This window comes from Chryseobacterium soli, assembly GCF_000737705.1.
GTDB lineage: Bacteria > Bacteroidota > Bacteroidia > Flavobacteriales > Weeksellaceae > Chryseobacterium > Chryseobacterium soli.
In genome coordinates, this window is the sequence record NZ_JPRH01000004.1 from 274123 (window position 1) to 294176 (window position 20054).

Consider the following 20054-nt stretch of genomic DNA (forward strand, 5'->3'; position numbering starts at 1 on the left):
TCCTACATTTTAAGGCAACATTTTTATACTGATTTTAAAATAATTTTACCTTTTTTGGATTGTGTAAAAATAAGGTAGCTTTCTCCACCGTCTTTTAATCCATATTTCTTCTTAATTTCCTCAGGCTTTAAAGGATAGTTTTTTGAGATAATATTAAACTGCTCTTTCTTTTTAATCTGCTTACCATCAACAACTTCCATCTCCATTGCTCTTCCCGGAAAATTTTTTACTTTATCATTGGAAGTATAAATATGGGTATTAGGATGCAGCTTTTTAAGTCCGAATTTTTCTGAAATTACATTGAAAATTCCCGCCTTTAAAATTGAATTATTGGGAATATAAATGAATTTTTCGGGATCTGAGTATTCCGATTGGGCATTTTCTTCGTCTCCAAATTGATATTCAAGCTCAGATTCTTCACTTTCCAGGTTCACACATTTACAGATAATCTGTCCGGAATTTTCTCCGGAAAGAAAAACAACAACCTCTTTTACATCATTTTTTACTGCAATAATTTCTATTCTGAAAATATTAGGCAAAACAGAAACCAGGTACTTCAGATCAATTAAAGGCGATAATTTGATCACCACTTCATTTGAAATAGAAATAAGTTTATCCTGAATTTCTATGATGTTGGGTGATAAGTCTTCCAGCAGAAAGACTTTATTTTTATTTTGGTCTCTTCTTGCAGGATCGAGATAGATAACATCAAATGTATTGCGGTTTTCAGCAAGAAAGTCTTCCAGTTTTTGGTTGAGGAATCTTGCTTTTTTCTCTAAAATACCCCAATTATGTGAAACAATCTCCAAAAGCTCTGAATTTTGCTCTACTAAAGTGATTTTTTCAAATTTTTGAGAAAGATAGTAAGCATCAATCCCGAATCCGCTGGTAAGATCTATAAAAGTTTTTCCTTTCAGAATATTTGATTTATACAGAGCGGTTTTCTCAGAAGAAGCCTGTTCCAGGTTAAGCTGTGGCGGAAAAACTATTCCTTCTTTCAGTAAAAACGAGAATTTTTTCTGTGCAGTCTGCTTTCCTTTAATTTGCTGAACAATCTCCTGCATCGAGACATCAGGAAATGGTGATTTTTTCAACAATAATCCGTGCAGGTCTGAATGCAGATTAGCATTGATATAATTTTGTACTTCTTTGTTCAATAGTTTTTCTTCCACAGATCTCAAAAATGATTGTATTTATTTTTATCGTGAAGCTTTAATTTAATCTAAAATCCCATTTATTTTTCTGAATATACTTTTATCAATATAGTCTGTATTAAAATTTACTAAAAGACCCAATTTTAAGCCTGTCAATTTTAAATAAGTCAACAATTGCTGGTGATGTATATTCTGAATTTCTACTATCGCTTTTACTTCAATAATAACTTTATTTTCAACAATAATATCAGCAATAAAACTAGAATCTATAAAAGTATCTCTATATTTTATTTTCATTGGAACTTGAGTCTTAACCTTTAGTCCATTATTTTGAAGCTCATAAGCTAAAACATTTTCATATACCTTTTCTAACAAACCGGGTCCAAGTTCATTATATACCGAAAATATGGATTTTCTCACATAAAAGCTTATTTCATTTTCTTTCATCGCGAATGTGTTTTTTGTGCTTATGAAAATTACACAAAAATTATATTTGCGAGCAATAATCTGTGAAAATTTGTGTAATCTGTGGTGAGATATTTTTTATTTGACCACAGATTTTCGCAGATTAACACAGATGTTTACATTATCTTTTACAAGAATGTAATCTCTCAATAAAGGATAAACTAGTTTTGTCTCAGTAAAGAATTGATTTTCTGGAATAAAAACTTATCCCATTTTCTTTCATCGTGAATGCATTTTTTGTGTTTATGAAAATTACACAAAATTTATATCTGTGCACAATAATCTGTGAAAATTTGTGTAATCTGTGGTGAGATATTTTTTATTTGACCACAGATTTTCGCAGATTAACACAGATGTTTATCTTTTATAAAAAATATAGTCTGTCAATATAGGCGTAAGTCCGTTTTGTTTCAGTAAAGAATTGATTTGTCCTCTATGATAAGTTGAATGATTGATCGCATGAAACAACATTTCAAAAATACTGTTTTCAAACTTTAACCCTTTGGAATTCTGATATTCTATTCTTTTGTCCAGATCATAATTATTCAGAATTTCGATGCTTTTAGCATGGTTTCTATCATTAATTTCCTCTAAATTTTCCAAAGGATTAATCTGCCATACTTCAAAAGCTTTTTCGCCCAGAATACGGGAATTCCAGATTTGCTGAGCATTTAACGTATGATTGATTAAACTGATCGTTTTACCATCAACTGCCGATCTATTTTCTGAAATATAGTGAATCATTTGCTTATTGAAATGATGAGTATATTCAAACAAGTCAATCAGTTTTTCATTCATTTCTCGATGATATTAGTATGAAAAGAAAAATAAGCATTTTTTCTTTGTAATTTATTCAAACATTTCTGCCCAACGAACAGCTTTGATTTCTTTTTCGTTATACAGTTCTGCAACAGACTTTTTAACGTCTAATTTCGGATATAAATTAACTCCTATCAGCTTTATTTTGCCTTCTTCCACCCATTTTTGTTCTTCTACAGCATGATCAAATATCTTTTTCTGGATCACACCTTGTTTTAAAAGTTCCAGATAGCCTCCAGCTTCCTCGATCTCTACGAATAAAGCCCATGATTTTTCAGCGATCTGTTTGGTAATATCTTCTACATAATAACTTCCGTTGGAAGCATCTTCAAAGACATTGATAATACTTTCATAGGCCAGAACGATCTGCTGCTTGAACGAGATTTCTTCTGAGTTCTCCGTACTTTTTCCTACACGGTAATTGGTACTGAAAACAGCATCAGCCCCTCCAATCATGGCTGCGGCAAGTTCCAGTGTGGAACGGATAAGATTATTTTCGCTGTCAGCAACTGCTTTGTTTCTCAACGAGGTCTCTGCAAAAATATAGGGGATTTCGTTTAGGTTGTATTCTTTTGAAAATTGATTGAAAATAATTTTAAAGGCTCTGAGTTTAGCCATTTCAAAGAAATAATTGCCTCCTACAGCCACTCTGAAAATCAGTTTATGTAAGATTTCAGGACCATAAACTTCTATCAGTTCTTTGGCTTTGGCTAGTGCAATACCCAACTGCTGGTATATGGCAGCGCCTGCATTCTGATGAAAAGAAATGTCTACACAGATATTCCTTTTGAAATTTTTTGCTAATAATTCTTTCGCCAGCTGATCATCAATTCCTCCTTTTTCATCAAAAACGTCGATTAATGAAAAATACTGATCTTCTTCTGCCGGGCTGATGTGTCCTGCAAGATCTTTATTATTGACGAAAACCGTTTTCTGTTCAAGGTTTTCTACGTTTTGATCTAAGAGAAATGCGAATACATCATCTTCCAAACTTTCATGATATCTGGCAACCAAATGGGTATTTTCTTCAACTTTTGGCAGATTGGCCAAGGGTTTTTGAACGGAGCTGTAAAAAGGTTTTACATCGATTCCTTCTAAGTTTTCTTTCTTAAGAATCGTGTAAATATCTTCTGATTTAAGCTGTTTCTGTACGAGTTTTTCCCAATCCGGAAGTATATCTGTATTTGACATTGAGTTCAGAGTTATGAGCGTTAATGAGTGAATTGTGCTGAGCAAGTGAATTAATCATCCTAAAATTAATTATATTCACCATGAATTATTTTTTCTTCGGAATATTGGTGCTGTCTACTACTAAAATGAAAATTTCCTCATTCGGTTTTTTCATAAAGTAATTTTCTCTGGCGTATTTTTCTTTTTCCGATTTATTGTTCATCAGTTTTTTATAAAACGTATCATTTTTTTCGTATTCCGCTTTATAATAGGTCAACTGATCTTCATACTTGTTGATTTCGCCGTTGAGTTCATTAATTACCAAAAATGAGGTCTTATCAAAAAAGGTCATCCAGACCAGAAAAAGGCATATCGTAATGGTATACTTATTCAAAAATATTTTTTGAATTTTTTTCAGCGTTTCAGATTTTGGCTGTATGTCTTTGATAAGGTTATTTTCTTTCATTTTAATGTTTTCTTAACGAGTTTTTAATAACGGTAGTTAAAAAATCAATCGCTACGGAATTCTGCTTCATATTGGGAATAATAAGATCTGCATCATTTTTAGATGGCTCGATGAATTCCTGGTGCATCGGTTTCAGTGTCGTCTGATAACGGTGCAGTACTTCATTCAGGTCTCTTCCCCTTTCCTGGGTGTCTCTCCTGATCCGCCTGATTAATCTTTCGTCTGAATCTGCGTGAACGAATACTTTCAAGTCAAATTCTTTCAATAATTCTTTATTGGTAAGTACCAAAATTCCTTCTACTACCAATACATTTTTAGGTTCTACAGTTACATGATCACCAGTTCTGGAATGCGTCACAAAGCTGTAAATGGGCTGTTCTATAGACTCATTATTTTTTAAAGCTTTTACGTGTTTCAACATCAATTCAAAATCTATGGACTTGGGATGATCGTAATTCAACGCTTCTCTTTCCGTGAGTGTAAGATTTGGGTTATCGTGATAATAATTATCCTGAGAAAGGATGTTCATTCCTTCAATATCAAGCTGCTGAAGTATTTTGTCAACAACTGTAGTTTTGCCGGAGCCTGTACCCCCTGCAATTCCTATTACAAGCATTCTTTTTTTGTTTCTTTATAGTTTTACAAATATACTATTTTAGTTGAATGCAAGTAAAGTAATCCCTATACAAATTGATATTCAAAAAAAATCCGATGCCAAAACACCGGATTAAAAAGATTTTTCTATTTATTTTTTGATAAATTTCGTTGACAGGCTGATATCTTTTATGATTAGAATATAGTTTCCGGTCTGAAGGTTTGATACATCAATTGTACTGTTGCTATTCACCTTAGCCTCCATCACTTTTCTCCCTTCCATATTATAAATTTCAGCTTTTTCATCTTTATTTCCCTGTAATGAAACATGTAACAGATCAGAAACCGGATTTGGATATACTGAAACCTTTGTTTCTTTACCTGTTTCACTGGTACCCAGTGTACAGCTGTATTCAGGAAGTACATATCCTGCAGCGGTAAATTCTTGTGTCATAGCCATGATATCGTTACAACTGAACCCAAACTGACCGATCATATCGATAGCAGCCTGTCGTACTGCAATTGCAGCATTCTGTTGATTGGTGGTGGAAGTTGTCATTGCCAATCCTTCTAAAAAGGCTCTGTCTGTTTTTTCCTTACCAATTCTATTATAAATTCTCATTAAGGCTGCCGACCAAATCTGTGCCTTATCATAATAAGTTCCTGACCCGGGATATACCATGGTTGTATTGGTTATCCTTCCTGCCCAGCAGCTATTATGTCCATCCCAATTGAATACCCAGTTGTATTGCGGTGCGGAAGAGCTCCACTGGTTTAAGCTTCTGCTGTATGACTGTGCCCAATAATCTCCGCAACCTTCACTTAATCCATCATCATTTGAAACGCCCCCGGAAAGCCAGTGATGGATTCCGTGGCCTAATTCGTGAAGGATAACGTCAGCATCTTCTGCATCGTCTACGCATCCTTGTCCAAATTCCAAGGTGCCGGCAGTTGTATATTGCGAATTATCGGCTCCGTTTAGTGCATGTGGGTCATATACAACAGCACCGGCATTGGTTGCAGGTCTGCATAAGATATTTAAAGTTTCATTGATATATCTTAAGCTTTTATCGATATGCCAGAAAGCATTCACTGCTTCAAAACCAAGTTGGCTCCTGTTAAACAAAAACTGATTGGTAGACTGCGTAAATAATCCGGTAGCAGGACTACTTAATTCTCTTATTTCTACATAAGCATTTTTTAACTTGTATTGACCATTAGCCAGCTCAATATCAGATAAAGTCACCAAACTTCTGGCATTATCCAAGCTGGCATTGGTTGCATCAGCATTATCCACATACTGCCCTCCATATGTTGCCCCCATTTTGGATAAGGGATCGGCATCAAAAACATAGCCTGTGCCTGATGCTTTAAAAGTGCTTTTATTTTCAGGAATTTCCTCTTTGTTTATTTGCTTTTGCACAGACTTCTCTCCTTCTTTATGATGATGAACAGCAATGTCTTTAACACTGATTATCACTCCGGACTTAGCATCAACAATCGTTTCCCAGCTTCCTGGATTGTCGTGGGAATTGAGAATAACTCTATAAACAAGTTTTGTTTTACCATCTTCGGTAATGTAGATGAATAATTTATTTTCCTCATAAGTTATTTCTCCAGCTGTTTTAGAAGCAACATATGCTTTATTTCTGGCTTCAGAAGCAGAAAAAGCGGGAACTATATCAACTTCTGTAAGACCTCTTTTGAGACCTTCCGTCGCCGTAAAGTTCATTTTGCCTTCTTTGTTAAAATGGATAACAATTTCCGACTGGAAAACAGGAATATCTTTAATGGTCTGCTGAAAGCGGAGCGTCTCGCCTGTATTTCCTTTGCGTACAGAGCTCAATGTGAAGTTGCTAAAGTTTGGAATCCCAATACTTCTGGAGTTTTCACTGATCCATTTTTTTGCAGGAGCCTCCATAACAGATTCTTGAGCAGATAAAAAAGTACAAGAAAGTGCACATCCCAGAATTAAGGAATTAATTTTTAATTTCATATTTGTATTTTTCTTAAAGAAGCTAAAATAAAAAAAGATTCTTGAAAATACCACTTATAATGTGACAGATTATAAAAATAGGCTACAAATAAGGACTTAAAACCATGAGAAAAGTCAATAATAAAAAAGCTCTGACCAATGTCAGAGCTTTTTCTATACTATTTCGCTTGTTAATTCCCTTGAAAGCAATCTTTCATGCATAGGCTTCAAAAGATCTAATGAGCCTGTTTTTACGGTGCATTTGCCTTTGTAATGAATCAACATGGTACATTGCTCGGCCTGCTCCGGGGCGTGTTTACAGATTTCTATCAGACAGTCAATCACATAATCAAAGGTATGGATGTCGTCGTTATGCAGAATTAATTTATAAACTTCATCCGTTTCGTCCAAAACGAGAACTTCTTCTTCATATTTACGTTTTGGATCTTCGTAATCTCTTATACCGTTAAAAAATATCATTCTTACTTATTTAAACTTCTCCTAATTTATCTGCCAAATCATTGATGCTGTTTGGCGCTTCATAGACCAATTCTACGAGTTCTACACTCTTATTATTCATTTTCAAAATCTTGAAATGATAATTTTCCAGATCAAACTCCTGATTTTCTTCCGGAATATCTTCTAATTCATGAAGGATAAAGCCGGCAAGTGAGTTGTATTCGCTTTCTTCGGAAAGGGGTAATTTTTTAGGTAAATGTTCATTAATCTCATCCAAAGGCTGTGTAGCCTGAACCCAATAGGTATTGTCAGCGATTTTATCCACCAGTTTTTCTTCATCATCCTCTTCATCCTGAATTTCACCTACTAACTCTTCCAGAATATCTTCCAGAGTAACGATTCCTTCAGTACCTCCAAATTCGTCAATAACAATGGCAAGGTGCTGTTTTTTCTGCTGAAAGGTTTTTAACAGGTCTGAAATTTTCTTACTTCCTACCACGAAAAAGGTGTCACGCATCAAATCTTTAAGATCTTCATGGGTAAGATCTCCTTTTCTTTTAACAAATTCCCTGATAATTTCTTTGGTATAGAAAATACCTATCACATTATCAATGGAATCCACATACACAGGAATACGTGAGTATCCGCTGTCCATGATTTCGTTGATGATATCATTAACATCTTCTTTGAAATCGATAGATGTAATATTCTGTCTCGGAACCATGATCTGCTTGGCAGAATGATCTGTAAAATCAAATGCATTTTTAATGATCTCATAGTTCTCTTCTTCAATTTCACCGCTGTCTGCACTTTGTTTTACCAAAAGCTGTAATTCTTCTGTTGAGTGAATTTCCTGTTCAGAAGCCGGATGAATTTTCAGAAGTCTTAAAAATCCATTGGACATGATGTTCATCAACCAGATGAATGGTTTAAAAACGGTATAAAAAACTCTCAGAGGAACGGCTGTTGCCATGGTAGTGGCTTCCGATTTTCTGATCGCAATTGATTTAGGTATAAGTTCTCCGAATACAATATGCATTACGGTAATTAATACAAAACTGGTAACCACTGAAATGGTGGTAATGGTTGTTTCCGCCAGATCAATACGTAAGGAGCTGAAAATATTTTGAACGACGTGATGTAAAGCACTTTCACCTACCCAACCCAAGGCCAGGGATGCTAAGGTAATACCTAATTGTGTGGCCGAAAGATATTCATCAAGATGCTTGATGATGTGCTCCGCCTGCTTAGCCATAGAATTCCCTTCTGCAGCTTTTAACTGGATTTGTGAATAGCGTACTTTAACAATTGAAAATTCTGCGGCTACGAAGAAACCATTTAGTAAAACAAGAAATAAGGCTAGCAAAAGCCTGACTATGTCCGAATCCATTTAGAAGTTGTATAATTTTATTGGTACAAAGATATACAAAATAAAAATAATAAAAAAAGCATCGATATACTCGATGCTTGTAATATTTTGTTAAAGAGATTCTTTATGAATTCTTTAAAGCTTCTGCTCCTGAAACAATTTCTAAGATTTCGTTTGTAATAGCAGCCTGTCTTGCTTTGTTGTAGAAGATTACCAACCCATTCTTCATTTCCTGGGCATTGTCTGTTGCTTTATGCATGGCAGTCATTCTCGCTCCGTGCTCAGATGCTACTGAATCCAGAACGGCTTTGAAAACCTGAGTTTTGATAGATTTTGGAATTAAATTATCCAAAATTTCATTTTTGTTAGGTTCAAAGATATAATCAGCCTCTACGCCAGGTTCTTCTGTGGTTTCAGGCATTAAGATCGGAAGTAACTGTTCTACAGTAACATCTTGAGTAGCAGCATTTACAAATTTATTATAAATAACATAAACTTCGTCAAACTTGCCTTCTTTGAAGCTGGTCATTACCGCTTCTGTAAGGTTAGAAACTGCATCGAAGTTCAGATTATCAAAAACAGAACTTCCGTTTGCATATACATTACGGCTTCTTCTTACAGCATCATATGCTTTTTTACCAATGGTAAGTACTTCAATCTCATATTGAGAATTATTCTGAAACTGAATATTAAGCTCTTTTATAATCGATGAGTTAAAAGCACCTGCAAGACCTCTGTTTGAAGTCACAGCAATAAAAAGTACTCTTTTAACCTCTCTTTTTTGGGCATAAATAGAAATCTGATCAGGATCTGAACTAGAATTTACATTCTGGATGATTTCTTGTAGTTTTTCAGAATAAGGTCTTAACATCACGATGGCATCCTGCGCTTTTTTTAGTTTCGCTGCAGAAACCATTTTCATAGCACGGGTAATCTGCATCGTAGATGAAATTGAACTGATTCTTCCTCGTATTTCTTTTAAGTTTGCCATATTGGGTTAGTTGTTGGTTGTCGGTTGTTGGTTGCTAGTTTTAGAAAATTCCGTCAACTATCAACCAACAATCATCAACTAATTTTAGTTATATTTAGAAGCCAAATCGTTAGCCGCCTGCTTAAGAACTGCTGTAATATCGTTATCGATTTTTCCAGCTTTAAGAGCAGCCATTGTATCCGGGTGCTTAGATCTTAGGAATTCGATATATTCTTTTTGGAATTCTTTTACTTTTCTGATAGGAACGTTTCTCATTAAGTTCTCTGTTCCTGCATAGATCATTGCCACCTGGCTATCTACAGGAAGTGGAGAGTTTACCGGCTGCTTAAGAAGCTCAACGTTTCTTTCTCCTTTAGAGATTACTGCTAAAGTAGAAGCATCAAGGTCAGAACCGAATTTAGCAAATGCTTCCAATTCTTTATATTGAGCCTGGTCTAATTTAAGAGTACCAGAAACTTTTTTCATTGATTTGATCTGCGCGTTACCTCCTACTCTTGATACAGAGATACCTACGTTGATCGCAGGACGAACCCCAGAGTTGAATAGATCAGACTCCAAGAAAATCTGTCCATCTGTAATAGAGATTACGTTTGTTGGAATATATGCAGAAACGTCACCAGCCTGAGTTTCGATAATTGGAAGTGCAGTTAATGAACCTCCTCCTTTTACGATTGGTCTTAATGAATCAGGTAAGTCGTTCATCTGTCTCGCGATATTGTCATCAGCAATTACTTTTGCTGCTCTTTCCAATAATCTTGAGTGAAGATAGAAAACGTCTCCAGGATAAGCTTCACGGCCCGGTGGTCTTCTTAATAGAAGAGAAAGCTCACGGTATGCAACCGCTTGTTTAGATAAATCATCATAGATGATCAATGCCGGTCTACCAGTGTCTCTGAAGAATTCACCGATAGAAGCTCCTGCCATTGCAGAATATACCTGCATTGGAACTGGATCTGATGCATTAGCAGCAACAATTACAGTATATGCTAAAGCTCCTTTATCAGAAAGTGTTTTAACGATTTGAGCTACTGTAGATGCTTTCTGTCCGATTGCAACATATATACAATATACTGGGTTACCAGCATCAAAAAATTCTTTTTGGTTGATGATCGTATCGATAGCAACAGTAGTTTTACCTGTCTGTCTGTCACCGATGATCAATTCTCTTTGTCCTCTTCCTACAGGGATCATAGAGTCGATAGCAACGATACCTGTTTGTAAAGGTTCAGTTACAGGCTGTCTGAAGATAACTCCAGGAGCCTTTCTTTCCAATGGCATTTCGTATAATTCTCCTGAGATAGGACCTTTACCATCGATAGGATTACCAAGAGTATCTACTACTCTTCCTAACATTCCTTCTCCTACTTTGATAGAAGAGATTCTGTTTGTTCTTCTTACTGTATCTCCTTCTCTTACTAATTTACTTTCCCCAAGTAAAGCAACCCCTACGTTGTCTTCTTCAAGGTTTAGTACAATACCTTCTACATCACTAGAAAATTTCACCAACTCTCCGTATTGTACGTTTTCTAACCCGTATACACGAGCAATACCATCACCGATGGTTAAAACTGTACCTACTTCCTCAACATTTGATTGAGTATCGAAGTTGGCCAATTGCTGTTTTAAGATCGCAGATACTTCTGCCGGATTTATTTCTGCCATTGTATGGTTTTTTTTTCTTTAATTTAATTGAAAATCTTTTTTAACTTGAGTAAGTTTAGTTTTCACAGATGCATCGATCTGCTGGTCTCCTACTCTTAGGACATATCCTCCTAAAATAGCAGGGTTTACATTTACTTTCAGGTCAAAGTTTGAACCAGCTTTTACTAAATCCGTAGATCTAAGGATTTGGTCAATATTTTCTTTTGAAAGTGACGTTGCAGTAGTCAAAGTTATTCTCTGTACTCCGTTAACATCTTCTACTTTATTGATATATTCCTGAGCGATATTTTTCAGCTGTGTTTCACGCCCCTGTCTGATCACTAATTTGATCATATTCTGGGAAGTTAATGATAAACTTTTGAAAATTTCGTGCGCTACTTCTATCTTCTTTTTAGAATCAATGTAAGGCGTTTGGAAAAATTTGTTCAGATCAACAGATTGAGCCATCAGCTTTACTACATCTTTCATTTCAGAAAATACAGCAGCTGTTTCTCCTGATTCATTGGTAAAATCAAGCAAACCTTGTGCGTATCTTTTAGCTACTTTAGATGTAAGCATTCTTAGTTAAGGTTAGATTTGTTTAAATAATTTTGAACCAACTCATTCTGAGCCTCAGTGTTGTCTAATTTTTGCTTCAAGATAGATTCAGCAATATTTACAGACAAGTTACCAATTTGAGACTTGATATCTGCCATAGCAGCATTTTTCTCTGACTGGATGCTTTGTCTAGCTGATTCGATTAATTTATCTCCTTCAGATTTAGCAATATCTTTAGCTTCACCTACGATTCTATCTTTAATTTCTCTGGCTTCTTTAAGGATCGCATCTCTTTCGATCTTAGCTTCACGAATGATTCTTTCGTTATCAGCTTTTAACTCTTCCATTTCTTTTTTAGCCAATTTAGCTTGGTTCAATGCATCAACAATTGAAGTTTCTCTATCATTAACAGCATTAACGATTGGTTTCCAAGCGAATTTTGCTAGAATAAATAACAGGATAACAAAAGTAAGCGTCATCCAAAACAAAAGTCCAATTCCAGGTTCAATAATTCCCATATCTGTAATTCTTTTTTTTAATGTAATTTATGGATCATTTTTTTAAAATTCTTAGCAGCAGCCAAACGCTTCACTGCTAAGAATATTTTCTTTGAGGATAATTATTACTTGATGAAAGCACCAAAGATAATAGCAATAAGACCAGCTCCTTCAATAAGACCTGCAGCAATAAGCATTGCTCCTTGAATCTTACCAGCTTGTTCTGGTTGTCTAGCGATAGCATCCATTGCATGCCCACCGATTTTACCGATACCAAGACCTACTCCTAGTACTGCTAAACCTATTCCTACGTAAATTAATCCTGCTCCAGTTGTGATGTCCATAATAAATAAATATTTAGTTAAAATTATTTTTCTTAGTTAGCGTGCTCCTCGTGGTGAGCATGAGCATGTTCGTGCTCGTGTTCTGCAACTGCAATACCGATAAACAATGCAGATAACACTGTAAATATATAAGCCTGTAATGCGGCAACCAATAACTCTAATACCGAAACAAATAATGCTAATGGTACAGATGCAAATCCTAAAAGCGGAGATTTAAAAATAAAAATCAAAGATATAATTGCCAGAATCATGATGTGTCCTGCAGTTATGTTTGCGAAAAGTCGCATCATCAATGCAAAAGGTTTTGTGAAAACCCCGATAATTTCAATCGGAACCATGATCGGATATAATAAAATTGGAACCGGCGGCATGAAAATGTGCTTCCAGTAATCTTTATTAGCACTGAATAACGTAATTAATAAAGTAATAATAGCTAATACTGCAGTAATTGCAATGTTTCCGGTAAGGTTAGATCCTCCAGGAAAGAAAGGAATCAATCCAAAAAGGTTGTTGAACCAGATAAAGAAGAATGCGGTTAAAAGATAAGGCATATATCTTTTATACTTTACAGAACCGATGTTTGGAATAGCCACTTCATCTCTGATAAATACAATCACAGGCTCTAATAATTTCCCTGCACCCTTTGGTAACTGAGATTTTTTATAGTTTCTAGCCATTCCTATGAAGATAATTCCCATAAAAATTACTGACAAGAACATGGATGCTGCATTCTTAGTAATTGACATATCAAAGAATACTTCGTTTGATTTTTGTTTTCCACTAATGATTGAAAACAATGTTGCTTTCTGGATTCCTTTAGTAGAAACTACTTGTCCTTCTTCTAAAGTATAGCCATCATGTTCATGTCCGTGAGCGATACTGCTTGAAAGAAAAGTATGCCATCCTTCGTTATCTTTAATGATCACAGGCAATGGAATAGAAACATGGTGCTCTTCACCGTTATCGTCTTTGGTAGTCCATAAATGCCATTCGTTAGAATCACCAATGTGTTCCATGATCATTTTGGTAGCATTGAATTTGTTGCCATCTTCTTTATGCTCTACTTTTTCAGCGGATTTTTCACCTTCAGAATCATGTTGTGCAGTAGCTAAACTGCTAATAAACACAAATAAAAATGCGAAAAATAATGAAGAAATCTTTCTGTTCATATCTCTTTTTTAATCGTGTGCAAATATATTGATTTTATTAAACTTTACCAATATTAAAAATTGATTTTTATCATCAAAAAAATCAAGACTTGTTAATGAGTTTTATTATGGGTATATATATAAGGAGTGAGCCTATAATAAAGCTTATAACAATAAAAAGAAAATTGGTTTTTGTTTTTTCTAACATTATCAAAGAAATAACTAACCAAATAAGGTCTTTAGAAATATTTATGACTAAAAATTTCATTCCTTCATCAGGCTTTTTGTATAAAAATTTCTTAAAAACAAAAAATACTGTCAAATTAAAAACAGCAAGTAAAAAAATAATGGTAAAGAAAATCATCCTCTAATTTTAAGCTTGAGTTAACTATGAACGCAAACATAATAAAAATACCTTATAACAAACAATTTTCACAGGTGATAAAAATTCTCTACTCTTTGAAAAACATGTATTGCATAAAACAGAATCTGCCTGACATTCCTGAATTGAATGTATTGGCTACTCTTATTTATATATTATATGATACAGGACAAGAATTTTTTAAGTTTAGAAATACTTAATAAAAAACAGAATAAAAAATACTATTAAATATAATTAAACTCCATATGAATTGATGTACTGTTATCTGCCAAACCCATTGTTTATGCATAAACTTTAACCAGATAAATCCGGCACAATAAATAGTTATTGGATTTTAACCATCAGATATAGCAAAAATTCCCTATTTTTGCAAACTATAATTTACAATTAATATGTTTAATAGTTTACAGGATAAATTAGACAAAGCGCTTCATAATATTTCCGGGCGCGGAAAAATTACAGAGATCAATGTTGCCGAAACCGTAAAAGAAATTCGTAGAGCATTGGTGGATGCCGACGTTAACTATAAAGTTGCAAAAGACTTAACTAAAAGAGTTCAGGATAAAGCTTTAGGAGAAAACGTTCTTACCTCCCTTACTCCAGGACAGTTGATGACGAAGATTGTCCATGACGAATTGGTAGCCTTAATGGGAGGAACTCAGGAAGGAATTAATCTTTCCGGTAAGCCGTCTGTAATTCTTATCGCAGGTCTTCAGGGTTCCGGTAAGACAACCTTCTCTGGAAAACTTGCTAATTATTTAAAAACTAAGAAAAATAAAAAACCTTTATTGGTAGCTTGTGACGTTTACCGTCCGGCTGCTATTGAACAGTTGAAAGTATTGGGTGGCCAGATTGGTGTTCCTGTTTTCACTGAAGAAGGTGCTACCAATCCATCAACGATCGCTGAAAATGCAATTAATTTTGCAAAACAAAACGGTCATGATGTTGTCATCGTGGATACTGCCGGTCGTTTGGCGATTGACGAGCAGATGATGAATGAGATCAAATCTGTTCATTATTTCATTAAACCTAACGAAACATTATTCGTTGTTGACTCAATGACTGGTCAGGATGCTGTAAACACAGCAAAAGCGTTTAATGATGCTTTAAATTTTGACGGGGTTGTTTTAACGAAATTAGATGGTGATACCCGTGGGGGTGCTGCACTGACAATTCGTTCTGTTGTAGAAAAACCTATTAAATTTATCTCTACCGGTGAGAAAATGGAAGCATTAGATCTTTTCTACCCAGAAAGGATGGCCGACAGAATCTTAGGAATGGGAGACGTTGTTTCCTTAGTAGAAAGAGCTCAGGAACAATTTGATGAAGAGGAGGCTAAAAAACTTCACAAAAAAATTGCCAAGAACGAATTCGGTTTCGACGATTTCCTGAAACAGATCAACCAGATCAAGAAGATGGGTAACATGAAAGATTTGATGGGGATGATTCCGGGAGTTGGAAAAGCAATCAAGGATGTTGAAATCAGTGATGATGCATTCAAACATATTGAAGCTATTATTTATTCTATGACTCCGGACGAGAGAAGAAGACCTTCTATCATTAATTCTCAGAGAAAACAGAGAATTGCCAGAGGAGCAGGAAGAAAAATTGAAGATGTAAACCAGCTGATGAAACAGTTTGACCAGATGGGTAAAATGATGAAGATGATGCAGGGACCTCAAGGAAAGCAGATGATGCAGATGATGAGTAAAATGCCTAATATGCCGGGAATGGGCGGAATGGGAAAATAATTCATTCAGAAAATATAAATAAAACTCTCAGAAATTCTGAGAGTTTTTTGTTGGTATATAACTCATCTTCTGACTGAGCAATGGAAGGAAATGAATTAATGACTGTACCATCTTAATTGATATACACTTCAGCACTCTTCGTGAATTACCACTTTTTTGCTACAATACGAATGAATCTAATAATCATGCTGGAGCATAAAAAAGCCCTGAAATATATTTCAGGGCTTCTATTTTGAGTATGTTTTACTAATTATTTAGCAAATACATATTTAACTCCGAAAGTTACAGAAGATAAGTTCAAACCGAAGTTATAGTTGTTTGTAGCATCACCATTTTTTGGTTTGTAGTTGCTATAACCGAATTCACCGATAGTAGCTTCAATAGACCAGTTTTTGTTTAAGAAATAATCTAAACCTGGCTTAACAGTAACACCGATTTTAGTGTATTTAGCTTCAGTAGAAGTAGAGTTTGTAACAACTGTATTTCCTGAAGTAGCTACAGAACTAGTTTCAACCTCAGTTTTTCCAAACTGCATTGGCACTGCTAATTGTCCGAAGAAATATAACTTGTCAGATAAAGTCCAGTATTTTCTTACGAATGGAGCTACAACGAAAGCTGGAGTTTTAGTTACGTTCTCGTTTACGATTGTAGTATTTCCTAAAGTTGCAGTAGTAGTTACAGTATTTTTTTCAGTTTGGTATCCAATTCCTAATCCAACTGCTAAGTTAGTGTTTACGAAATATCCAACTGTAGGTAATACGTTGAAGTTTTCTTTTTTATCGTTACCATTGTTATTTTCTACTTGAGAATAACCAACAGATCCTGATAAATACGTAGTTCCTTTAGCAATCTGAGCATTAGATAATCCAAAAAGTGCAACAGCACCCGCTAATAATATTTTTTTCATTTTAAAAAATTTTAATACTTTCTGAGGGCAAAGTTACATTGGGTTCTGCGAATATTAAAATTTGTTAATGTGATTAATATCATTGATAAATATTAAGCTTTTCCGAAAATAAAATACATTCATAATAGGACTTTGATTTTTTCACAATATTTAGAATAAAAAAATTACAATTTATCAACAGGATTGAAATTTGTTTGACTTTTTAGATTCATCATTTTTTATAAATTCCAATGATTTACATTTATTACCAATAATTAAGATACAAAACATTAACATTTAAGGAGTTATTCTAAAAATAAAAAGCTGCTTTAACTTAAAAACAGCTTTCTAAAATATGTCTTTGGAATATAATTATGCAGATACATAACAATTATAAGTTCCCTTTATACCAAATACAGCTCCTGCTGTTACAAAGTTTCCGGTTGGAAATGGTGTTGTAACAAGAACATAAACTCCAGTTTTTTGACGGGAATCAATCAGCTGATTCACATTCATATCTATAGTCCACTTATATTGTGGAAAACCTTCATACTTAGCTCCTGAAAGATATAAAAGGCAGTTTGAAGCCTGTATAAAAGCAGTATTTTTAAGCGCAAGGTTTTCATTATTAAGAAGACCAATATTATCCATAAATTCGTCGCCTTCTGATAGATTTCTTTCCAATAATAAATTTCCGTCTTTATCATATAGTTTGTACCAACCACGACAAACTTTTGATATAACTCCTTTTGCTGTCGATTCCTGTGTTGCTAATTTGGTACTCAGCTGTACTTCTTTACTATGTAATAGTAATAGTTTTGCCATCGATTTTATAAGCGACTTTAGTTTGTGTATTTTGACTGGATATCACCTCTTCATTTATCTGATCAGACTGGCATGATAATGAAGTTAAAAGAATTGACGTAGCTAGTATAACTTTAAGCTTTCTCATAATTAAAAATTTAATAGTTTAAAGCGGCAAAAATACATTAATGATTTAGGATTAAAGAAAATGCAGATATGAAATTTATCACCAATTAGAGATATTTTATTTTTTTAAAAAAACCAGCCATCAGGCTGGTTTTTCAATGTATTATATTGTGCTTATTTCAGGAAGAAGTTATAGCCAATGTTGACTGCACCAACATTCCAGCTTGTCTTGTACCATCCGAAATCACGTTTGTTGCTAATGGTTTGATATCCCAGATACAATTCGCCTTTAGCCATTTGATACCCGAATTTTGGCTGAGCATAGAATCCTCCATCTACCCCATCTTTTGTGGAAATTCCATATCCCAAATCTAATCCTACAAAAATAGGTGCTCCCGAAAATCGGTATTTACCGGAAACAGCTACCGGAATAAATCCGAAATCATCAAAATTGTCTTTTCCAAAGAAATGAGAATATCCTGTTGCAACTCCCAGGTCAAGCCCTTTTGCAATATTCCACATATAAGCAGCATCTACTCCTAATGTAAATGATGATGCATTGCTTGCATCGGAAACCGGAATACCGATATGTCCTCCAAGTTTAAAACCTTCCTGCGCCTGTGCAGCCCCTCCTAAAAAGGCGAAAGCACTTAATAGTAACAATTTTTTCATATTTTCTAATAGTTTTTGATTGAGCTCACAAAATTAATAAATATTTTATATTTCATCAAGAGGTCAAAAAAATATTCAGATTGGGGCATAAAAAAGCCGCTTAAAAATAAGCGGCTTGTCTTTATAATAAAGTTAATTAAAACTTATAAGCATATCCTATACTTACTGTTGAAAGCTCATATCCATCTTTGCTGATTCCTTTATATCCTGCAAAAATAGTATGTTTTTCTGCAAATGTATACCCTACTTTAGGCTGGTAGTAAAAACCACCACCATCTGCATCTCCTGTAAGGAAAGCATATCCCAAGTCTGCCCCTACATTAAATCCGCCCTCAAATGTATACTGAGCAGTTGCAGCAACAGGGATTGACCCAACATTTGATTTGTAAGATATTGAAGGAATGATAACCGATCCCATAAAATTTAATTCCGGAGTCTTGATTTCTTTTCCGAAATAATGAGAGTATCCTGTGGTAGCCCCCAATTCAAAATGCTCTGCGATCTGCCATGTGTAGGCTACATCTACTCCTGCATTAAATGCATAGGTATCTCCGGCATCTCCTACAGGCAATCCTACGTGGCCTCCTATTTTAAAATGACTTTCCTGTGCGTTAACATTTGCCCCCAACAGAGCCAAAGCTCCGATTAATAATAGTTTTTTCATGGTTATTGTTTTTAAAATTCGACCGCAAAACTAATTATTATTTAGGAAATTAACAAGCATTAACAAATCATTAACCTAACAATGATATTATGTTAAATAATTATGATTTTTAATCATTTTTCAGTCTCTTGTCTTCTTCATTGTAAGCTAGAATGATCTTTCTTACTACCGGATGCCTTACCACATCTTCTTCCGTAAGATGTACAAATCCGATCTCTTTTACCCCATGCAGAATTCTCATGGCTTCTTTTAACCCGGACTGCTGGTTTTTTGGAAGGTCAATCTGGCTTGGATCTCCGGTAATGATGAATTTGGCGTTCATCCCCATTCTCGTCAGGAACATTTTCATCTGTGCATGAGTGGTATTCTGTGCTTCATCAAGAATTACAAAAGCATCATCAAGGGTACGCCCTCTCATAAATGCCAACGGAGCTACTTCAATAACTTTCTTCTCCATAAAACCTTCCAGTTTTTCATGAGGAATCATATCCCGAAGTGCATCATATAGAGGCTGTAAATACGGATCAAGTTTTTCTTTAAGGTCACCCGGCAAAAATCCCAGACTCTCCCCTGCTTCTACTGCAGGCCTTGTCAGAACAATTCTTTTCACTTCTTTATCTCTCAAAGCCCTTGCTGCCAAAGCCACACTGGTATAGGTTTTCCCGGTTCCCGCAGGCCCGATTGCAAAAACCATGTCTTTTTTCTCCGTTTCTTTAACGAGCTTCTTAAGGTTGGTGGTTTTAGCTTTAATAATTTTACCATTTACCCCTTTTACGATGATATCCTGATCAAAGACCAGCTGTTTCTCATTCTCATCCTTGATATTAAGAATGTTTTCAACATCTTTAAGGGCAATAGAATTGTTTTTCGAGATAAATGCTATAATGTCATTCAGTTTTTGTTTAAGTATGTCTAACGCTTCCTGATTTCCCATTGCAAAAATATAATGGTCTCTTCCAGTAATTTTAATGGTAGGGAAGCTTGATTTTATTAAATTGAAAAATTGGTTGTTTACACCGTAGAAGATCTTTACGTCAACATCTTCCAAATCATATGTTAATTCAAACATGCAGGTATTTTTTATTAGAATCTAAATTTAGAATTTTTTTTTCAGAATTA

General features: G+C 34.7%; 21 protein-coding genes. 1 reads left to right on the plus strand and 20 read right to left on the minus strand.

All coding sequences use genetic code 11. The features are described 5' to 3' along the window. Positions 1-23: 23 nt before the first annotated feature. The 15 genes from IW15_RS11575 to atpB all read right to left on the minus strand — a co-directional run bounded on the left by IW15_RS11575 (position 24) and on the right by atpB (position 13671). Positions 24-1172, minus strand: coding sequence for a class I SAM-dependent methyltransferase (locus IW15_RS11575; RefSeq protein WP_034711413.1), 1149 nt, complete (start codon positions 1170-1172; stop codon positions 24-26). Positions 1173-1217: 45 nt separating this feature from the next. Then, on the minus strand, positions 1218-1601 hold the full coding sequence (locus IW15_RS11580; RefSeq protein ID WP_034711414.1) for a GxxExxY protein: 384 nt from the start codon (positions 1599-1601) through the stop codon (positions 1218-1220). Positions 1602-1976: 375 nt separating this feature from the next. After that, the gene (locus IW15_RS11585; protein ID WP_034711415.1) at positions 1977-2417 is read right to left on the minus strand and encodes a DinB family protein; all 441 of its coding nucleotides are present in this window, start codon (positions 2415-2417) and stop codon (positions 1977-1979) included. 51 nt (positions 2418-2468) lie between these two features. Continuing rightward, positions 2469-3629, minus strand: coding sequence for a methylmalonyl-CoA mutase family protein (locus IW15_RS11590; protein ID WP_034711416.1), 1161 nt, complete (start codon positions 3627-3629; stop codon positions 2469-2471). Between the two features lie 85 nt (positions 3630-3714). Continuing rightward, positions 3715-4074 carry an FtsB family cell division protein gene (locus tag IW15_RS11595; protein ID WP_034711417.1) on the minus strand — a complete coding sequence of 120 codons (360 nt, stop codon included), beginning with the start codon at positions 4072-4074 and terminating at the stop codon, positions 3715-3717. Position 4075: 1 nt separating this feature from the next. After that, positions 4076-4690 carry a uridine kinase gene (gene udk / locus IW15_RS11600; protein WP_034711418.1) on the minus strand — a complete coding sequence of 205 codons (615 nt, stop codon included), beginning with the start codon at positions 4688-4690 and terminating at the stop codon, positions 4076-4078. A 129-nt stretch (positions 4691-4819) separates the two neighbouring features. After that, positions 4820-6664: a T9SS type A sorting domain-containing protein gene (locus IW15_RS22030; RefSeq protein ID WP_051881971.1), complete on the minus strand. Its 1845-nt coding sequence runs from the start codon at positions 6662-6664 to the stop codon at positions 4820-4822. A gap of 153 nt (positions 6665-6817) precedes the next feature. Continuing rightward, positions 6818-7123, minus strand: coding sequence for an ATP-dependent Clp protease adaptor ClpS (locus IW15_RS11610; RefSeq protein WP_034711419.1), 306 nt, complete (start codon positions 7121-7123; stop codon positions 6818-6820). A gap of 10 nt (positions 7124-7133) precedes the next feature. After that, positions 7134-8492: a hemolysin family protein gene (locus IW15_RS11615; protein WP_034711420.1), complete on the minus strand. Its 1359-nt coding sequence runs from the start codon at positions 8490-8492 to the stop codon at positions 7134-7136. Between the two features lie 103 nt (positions 8493-8595). Next, entirely contained in the window at positions 8596-9462 is an 867-nt protein-coding gene (atpG, locus tag IW15_RS11620; protein ID WP_034711421.1) for an ATP synthase F1 subunit gamma, read from the minus strand. Between the two features lie 84 nt (positions 9463-9546). After that, positions 9547-11124 carry a F0F1 ATP synthase subunit alpha gene (gene atpA, locus IW15_RS11625; protein WP_034711422.1) on the minus strand — a complete coding sequence of 526 codons (1578 nt, stop codon included), beginning with the start codon at positions 11122-11124 and terminating at the stop codon, positions 9547-9549. A gap of 18 nt (positions 11125-11142) precedes the next feature. Beyond that, a complete protein-coding gene (gene atpH, locus IW15_RS11630) occupies positions 11143-11682 on the minus strand; it encodes an ATP synthase F1 subunit delta (RefSeq protein WP_034711423.1) in 540 nt (179 codons plus the stop codon). Positions 11683-11684: 2 nt separating this feature from the next. Beyond that, the gene (locus IW15_RS11635) at positions 11685-12179 is read right to left on the minus strand and encodes a F0F1 ATP synthase subunit B (RefSeq protein WP_034711424.1); all 495 of its coding nucleotides are present in this window, start codon (positions 12177-12179) and stop codon (positions 11685-11687) included. A gap of 104 nt (positions 12180-12283) precedes the next feature. After that, entirely contained in the window at positions 12284-12502 is a 219-nt protein-coding gene (locus tag IW15_RS11640; protein WP_034711425.1) for an ATP synthase F0 subunit C, read from the minus strand. A gap of 32 nt (positions 12503-12534) precedes the next feature. Continuing rightward, the gene (gene atpB, locus IW15_RS11645; RefSeq protein ID WP_034711426.1) at positions 12535-13671 is read right to left on the minus strand and encodes a F0F1 ATP synthase subunit A; all 1137 of its coding nucleotides are present in this window, start codon (positions 13669-13671) and stop codon (positions 12535-12537) included. Between the two features lie 753 nt (positions 13672-14424). On the opposite strand from atpB, the gene ffh reads away from it, so the two are divergent. Continuing rightward, entirely contained in the window at positions 14425-15783 is a 1359-nt protein-coding gene (gene ffh / locus IW15_RS11660) for a signal recognition particle protein (protein WP_034711429.1), read from the plus strand. 250 nt (positions 15784-16033) lie between these two features. Here ffh and IW15_RS11665 read toward each other — a convergent pair whose 3' ends face one another. The 5 genes from IW15_RS11665 to IW15_RS11685 form a co-directional block, all read right to left on the minus strand. Continuing rightward, complete coding sequence (locus tag IW15_RS11665) at positions 16034-16690, minus strand: outer membrane beta-barrel protein (RefSeq protein WP_034711430.1); 657 nt, start codon at positions 16688-16690, stop codon at positions 16034-16036. 351 nt (positions 16691-17041) lie between these two features. Further along, a complete protein-coding gene (locus IW15_RS11670; RefSeq protein ID WP_034711431.1) occupies positions 17042-17494 on the minus strand; it encodes a hypothetical protein in 453 nt (150 codons plus the stop codon). Positions 17495-17773: 279 nt separating this feature from the next. Continuing rightward, positions 17774-18271, minus strand: coding sequence for a hypothetical protein (locus tag IW15_RS11675; protein ID WP_034711432.1), 498 nt, complete (start codon positions 18269-18271; stop codon positions 17774-17776). Positions 18272-18407: 136 nt separating this feature from the next. After that, a complete protein-coding gene (locus tag IW15_RS11680; protein WP_034711433.1) occupies positions 18408-18935 on the minus strand; it encodes an outer membrane beta-barrel protein in 528 nt (175 codons plus the stop codon). A gap of 109 nt (positions 18936-19044) precedes the next feature. Beyond that, a complete protein-coding gene (locus tag IW15_RS11685) occupies positions 19045-20004 on the minus strand; it encodes a PhoH family protein (protein WP_034711434.1) in 960 nt (319 codons plus the stop codon). Positions 20005-20054 lie beyond the last annotated feature (50 nt).

Excerpts from the sequence above, each read along its gene's own strand:
- IW15_RS11580 (WP_034711414.1), bottom strand. The coding sequence starts at position 1,601 with ATGAAAGAAAATGAAATAAGCTTTTATGTGAGAAAATCCATATTTTCG.
- IW15_RS11585 (WP_034711415.1), bottom strand. The coding sequence starts at position 2,417 with ATGAATGAAAAACTGATTGACTTGTTTGAATATACTCATCATTTCAAT.
- IW15_RS11590 (WP_034711416.1), bottom strand. The coding sequence starts at position 3,629 with ATGTCAAATACAGATATACTTCCGGATTGGGAAAAACTCGTACAGAAA.
- IW15_RS11595 (WP_034711417.1), bottom strand. The coding sequence starts at position 4,074 with ATGAAAGAAAATAACCTTATCAAAGACATACAGCCAAAATCTGAAACG.
- udk (WP_034711418.1), bottom strand. The coding sequence starts at position 4,690 with ATGCTTGTAATAGGAATTGCAGGGGGTACAGGCTCCGGCAAAACTACA.
- IW15_RS22030 (WP_051881971.1), bottom strand. The coding sequence starts at position 6,664 with ATGAAATTAAAAATTAATTCCTTAATTCTGGGATGTGCACTTTCTTGT.
- IW15_RS11610 (WP_034711419.1), bottom strand. The coding sequence starts at position 7,123 with ATGATATTTTTTAACGGTATAAGAGATTACGAAGATCCAAAACGTAAA.
- IW15_RS11615 (WP_034711420.1), bottom strand. The coding sequence starts at position 8,492 with ATGGATTCGGACATAGTCAGGCTTTTGCTAGCCTTATTTCTTGTTTTA.
- atpG (WP_034711421.1), bottom strand. The coding sequence starts at position 9,462 with ATGGCAAACTTAAAAGAAATACGAGGAAGAATCAGTTCAATTTCATCT.
- atpA (WP_034711422.1), bottom strand. The coding sequence starts at position 11,124 with ATGGCAGAAATAAATCCGGCAGAAGTATCTGCGATCTTAAAACAGCAA.
- atpH (WP_034711423.1), bottom strand. The coding sequence starts at position 11,682 with ATGCTTACATCTAAAGTAGCTAAAAGATACGCACAAGGTTTGCTTGAT.
- IW15_RS11635 (WP_034711424.1), bottom strand. The coding sequence starts at position 12,179 with ATGGGAATTATTGAACCTGGAATTGGACTTTTGTTTTGGATGACGCTT.
- IW15_RS11640 (WP_034711425.1), bottom strand. The coding sequence starts at position 12,502 with ATGGACATCACAACTGGAGCAGGATTAATTTACGTAGGAATAGGTTTA.
- atpB (WP_034711426.1), bottom strand. The coding sequence starts at position 13,671 with ATGAACAGAAAGATTTCTTCATTATTTTTCGCATTTTTATTTGTGTTT.
- ffh (WP_034711429.1), top strand. The coding sequence starts at position 14,425 with ATGTTTAATAGTTTACAGGATAAATTAGACAAAGCGCTTCATAATATT.
- IW15_RS11665 (WP_034711430.1), bottom strand. The coding sequence starts at position 16,690 with ATGAAAAAAATATTATTAGCGGGTGCTGTTGCACTTTTTGGATTATCT.
- IW15_RS11670 (WP_034711431.1), bottom strand. The coding sequence starts at position 17,494 with ATGGCAAAACTATTACTATTACATAGTAAAGAAGTACAGCTGAGTACC.
- IW15_RS11675 (WP_034711432.1), bottom strand. The coding sequence starts at position 18,271 with ATGAAAAAATTGTTACTATTAAGTGCTTTCGCCTTTTTAGGAGGGGCT.
- IW15_RS11680 (WP_034711433.1), bottom strand. The coding sequence starts at position 18,935 with ATGAAAAAACTATTATTAATCGGAGCTTTGGCTCTGTTGGGGGCAAAT.
- IW15_RS11685 (WP_034711434.1), bottom strand. The coding sequence starts at position 20,004 with ATGTTTGAATTAACATATGATTTGGAAGATGTTGACGTAAAGATCTTC.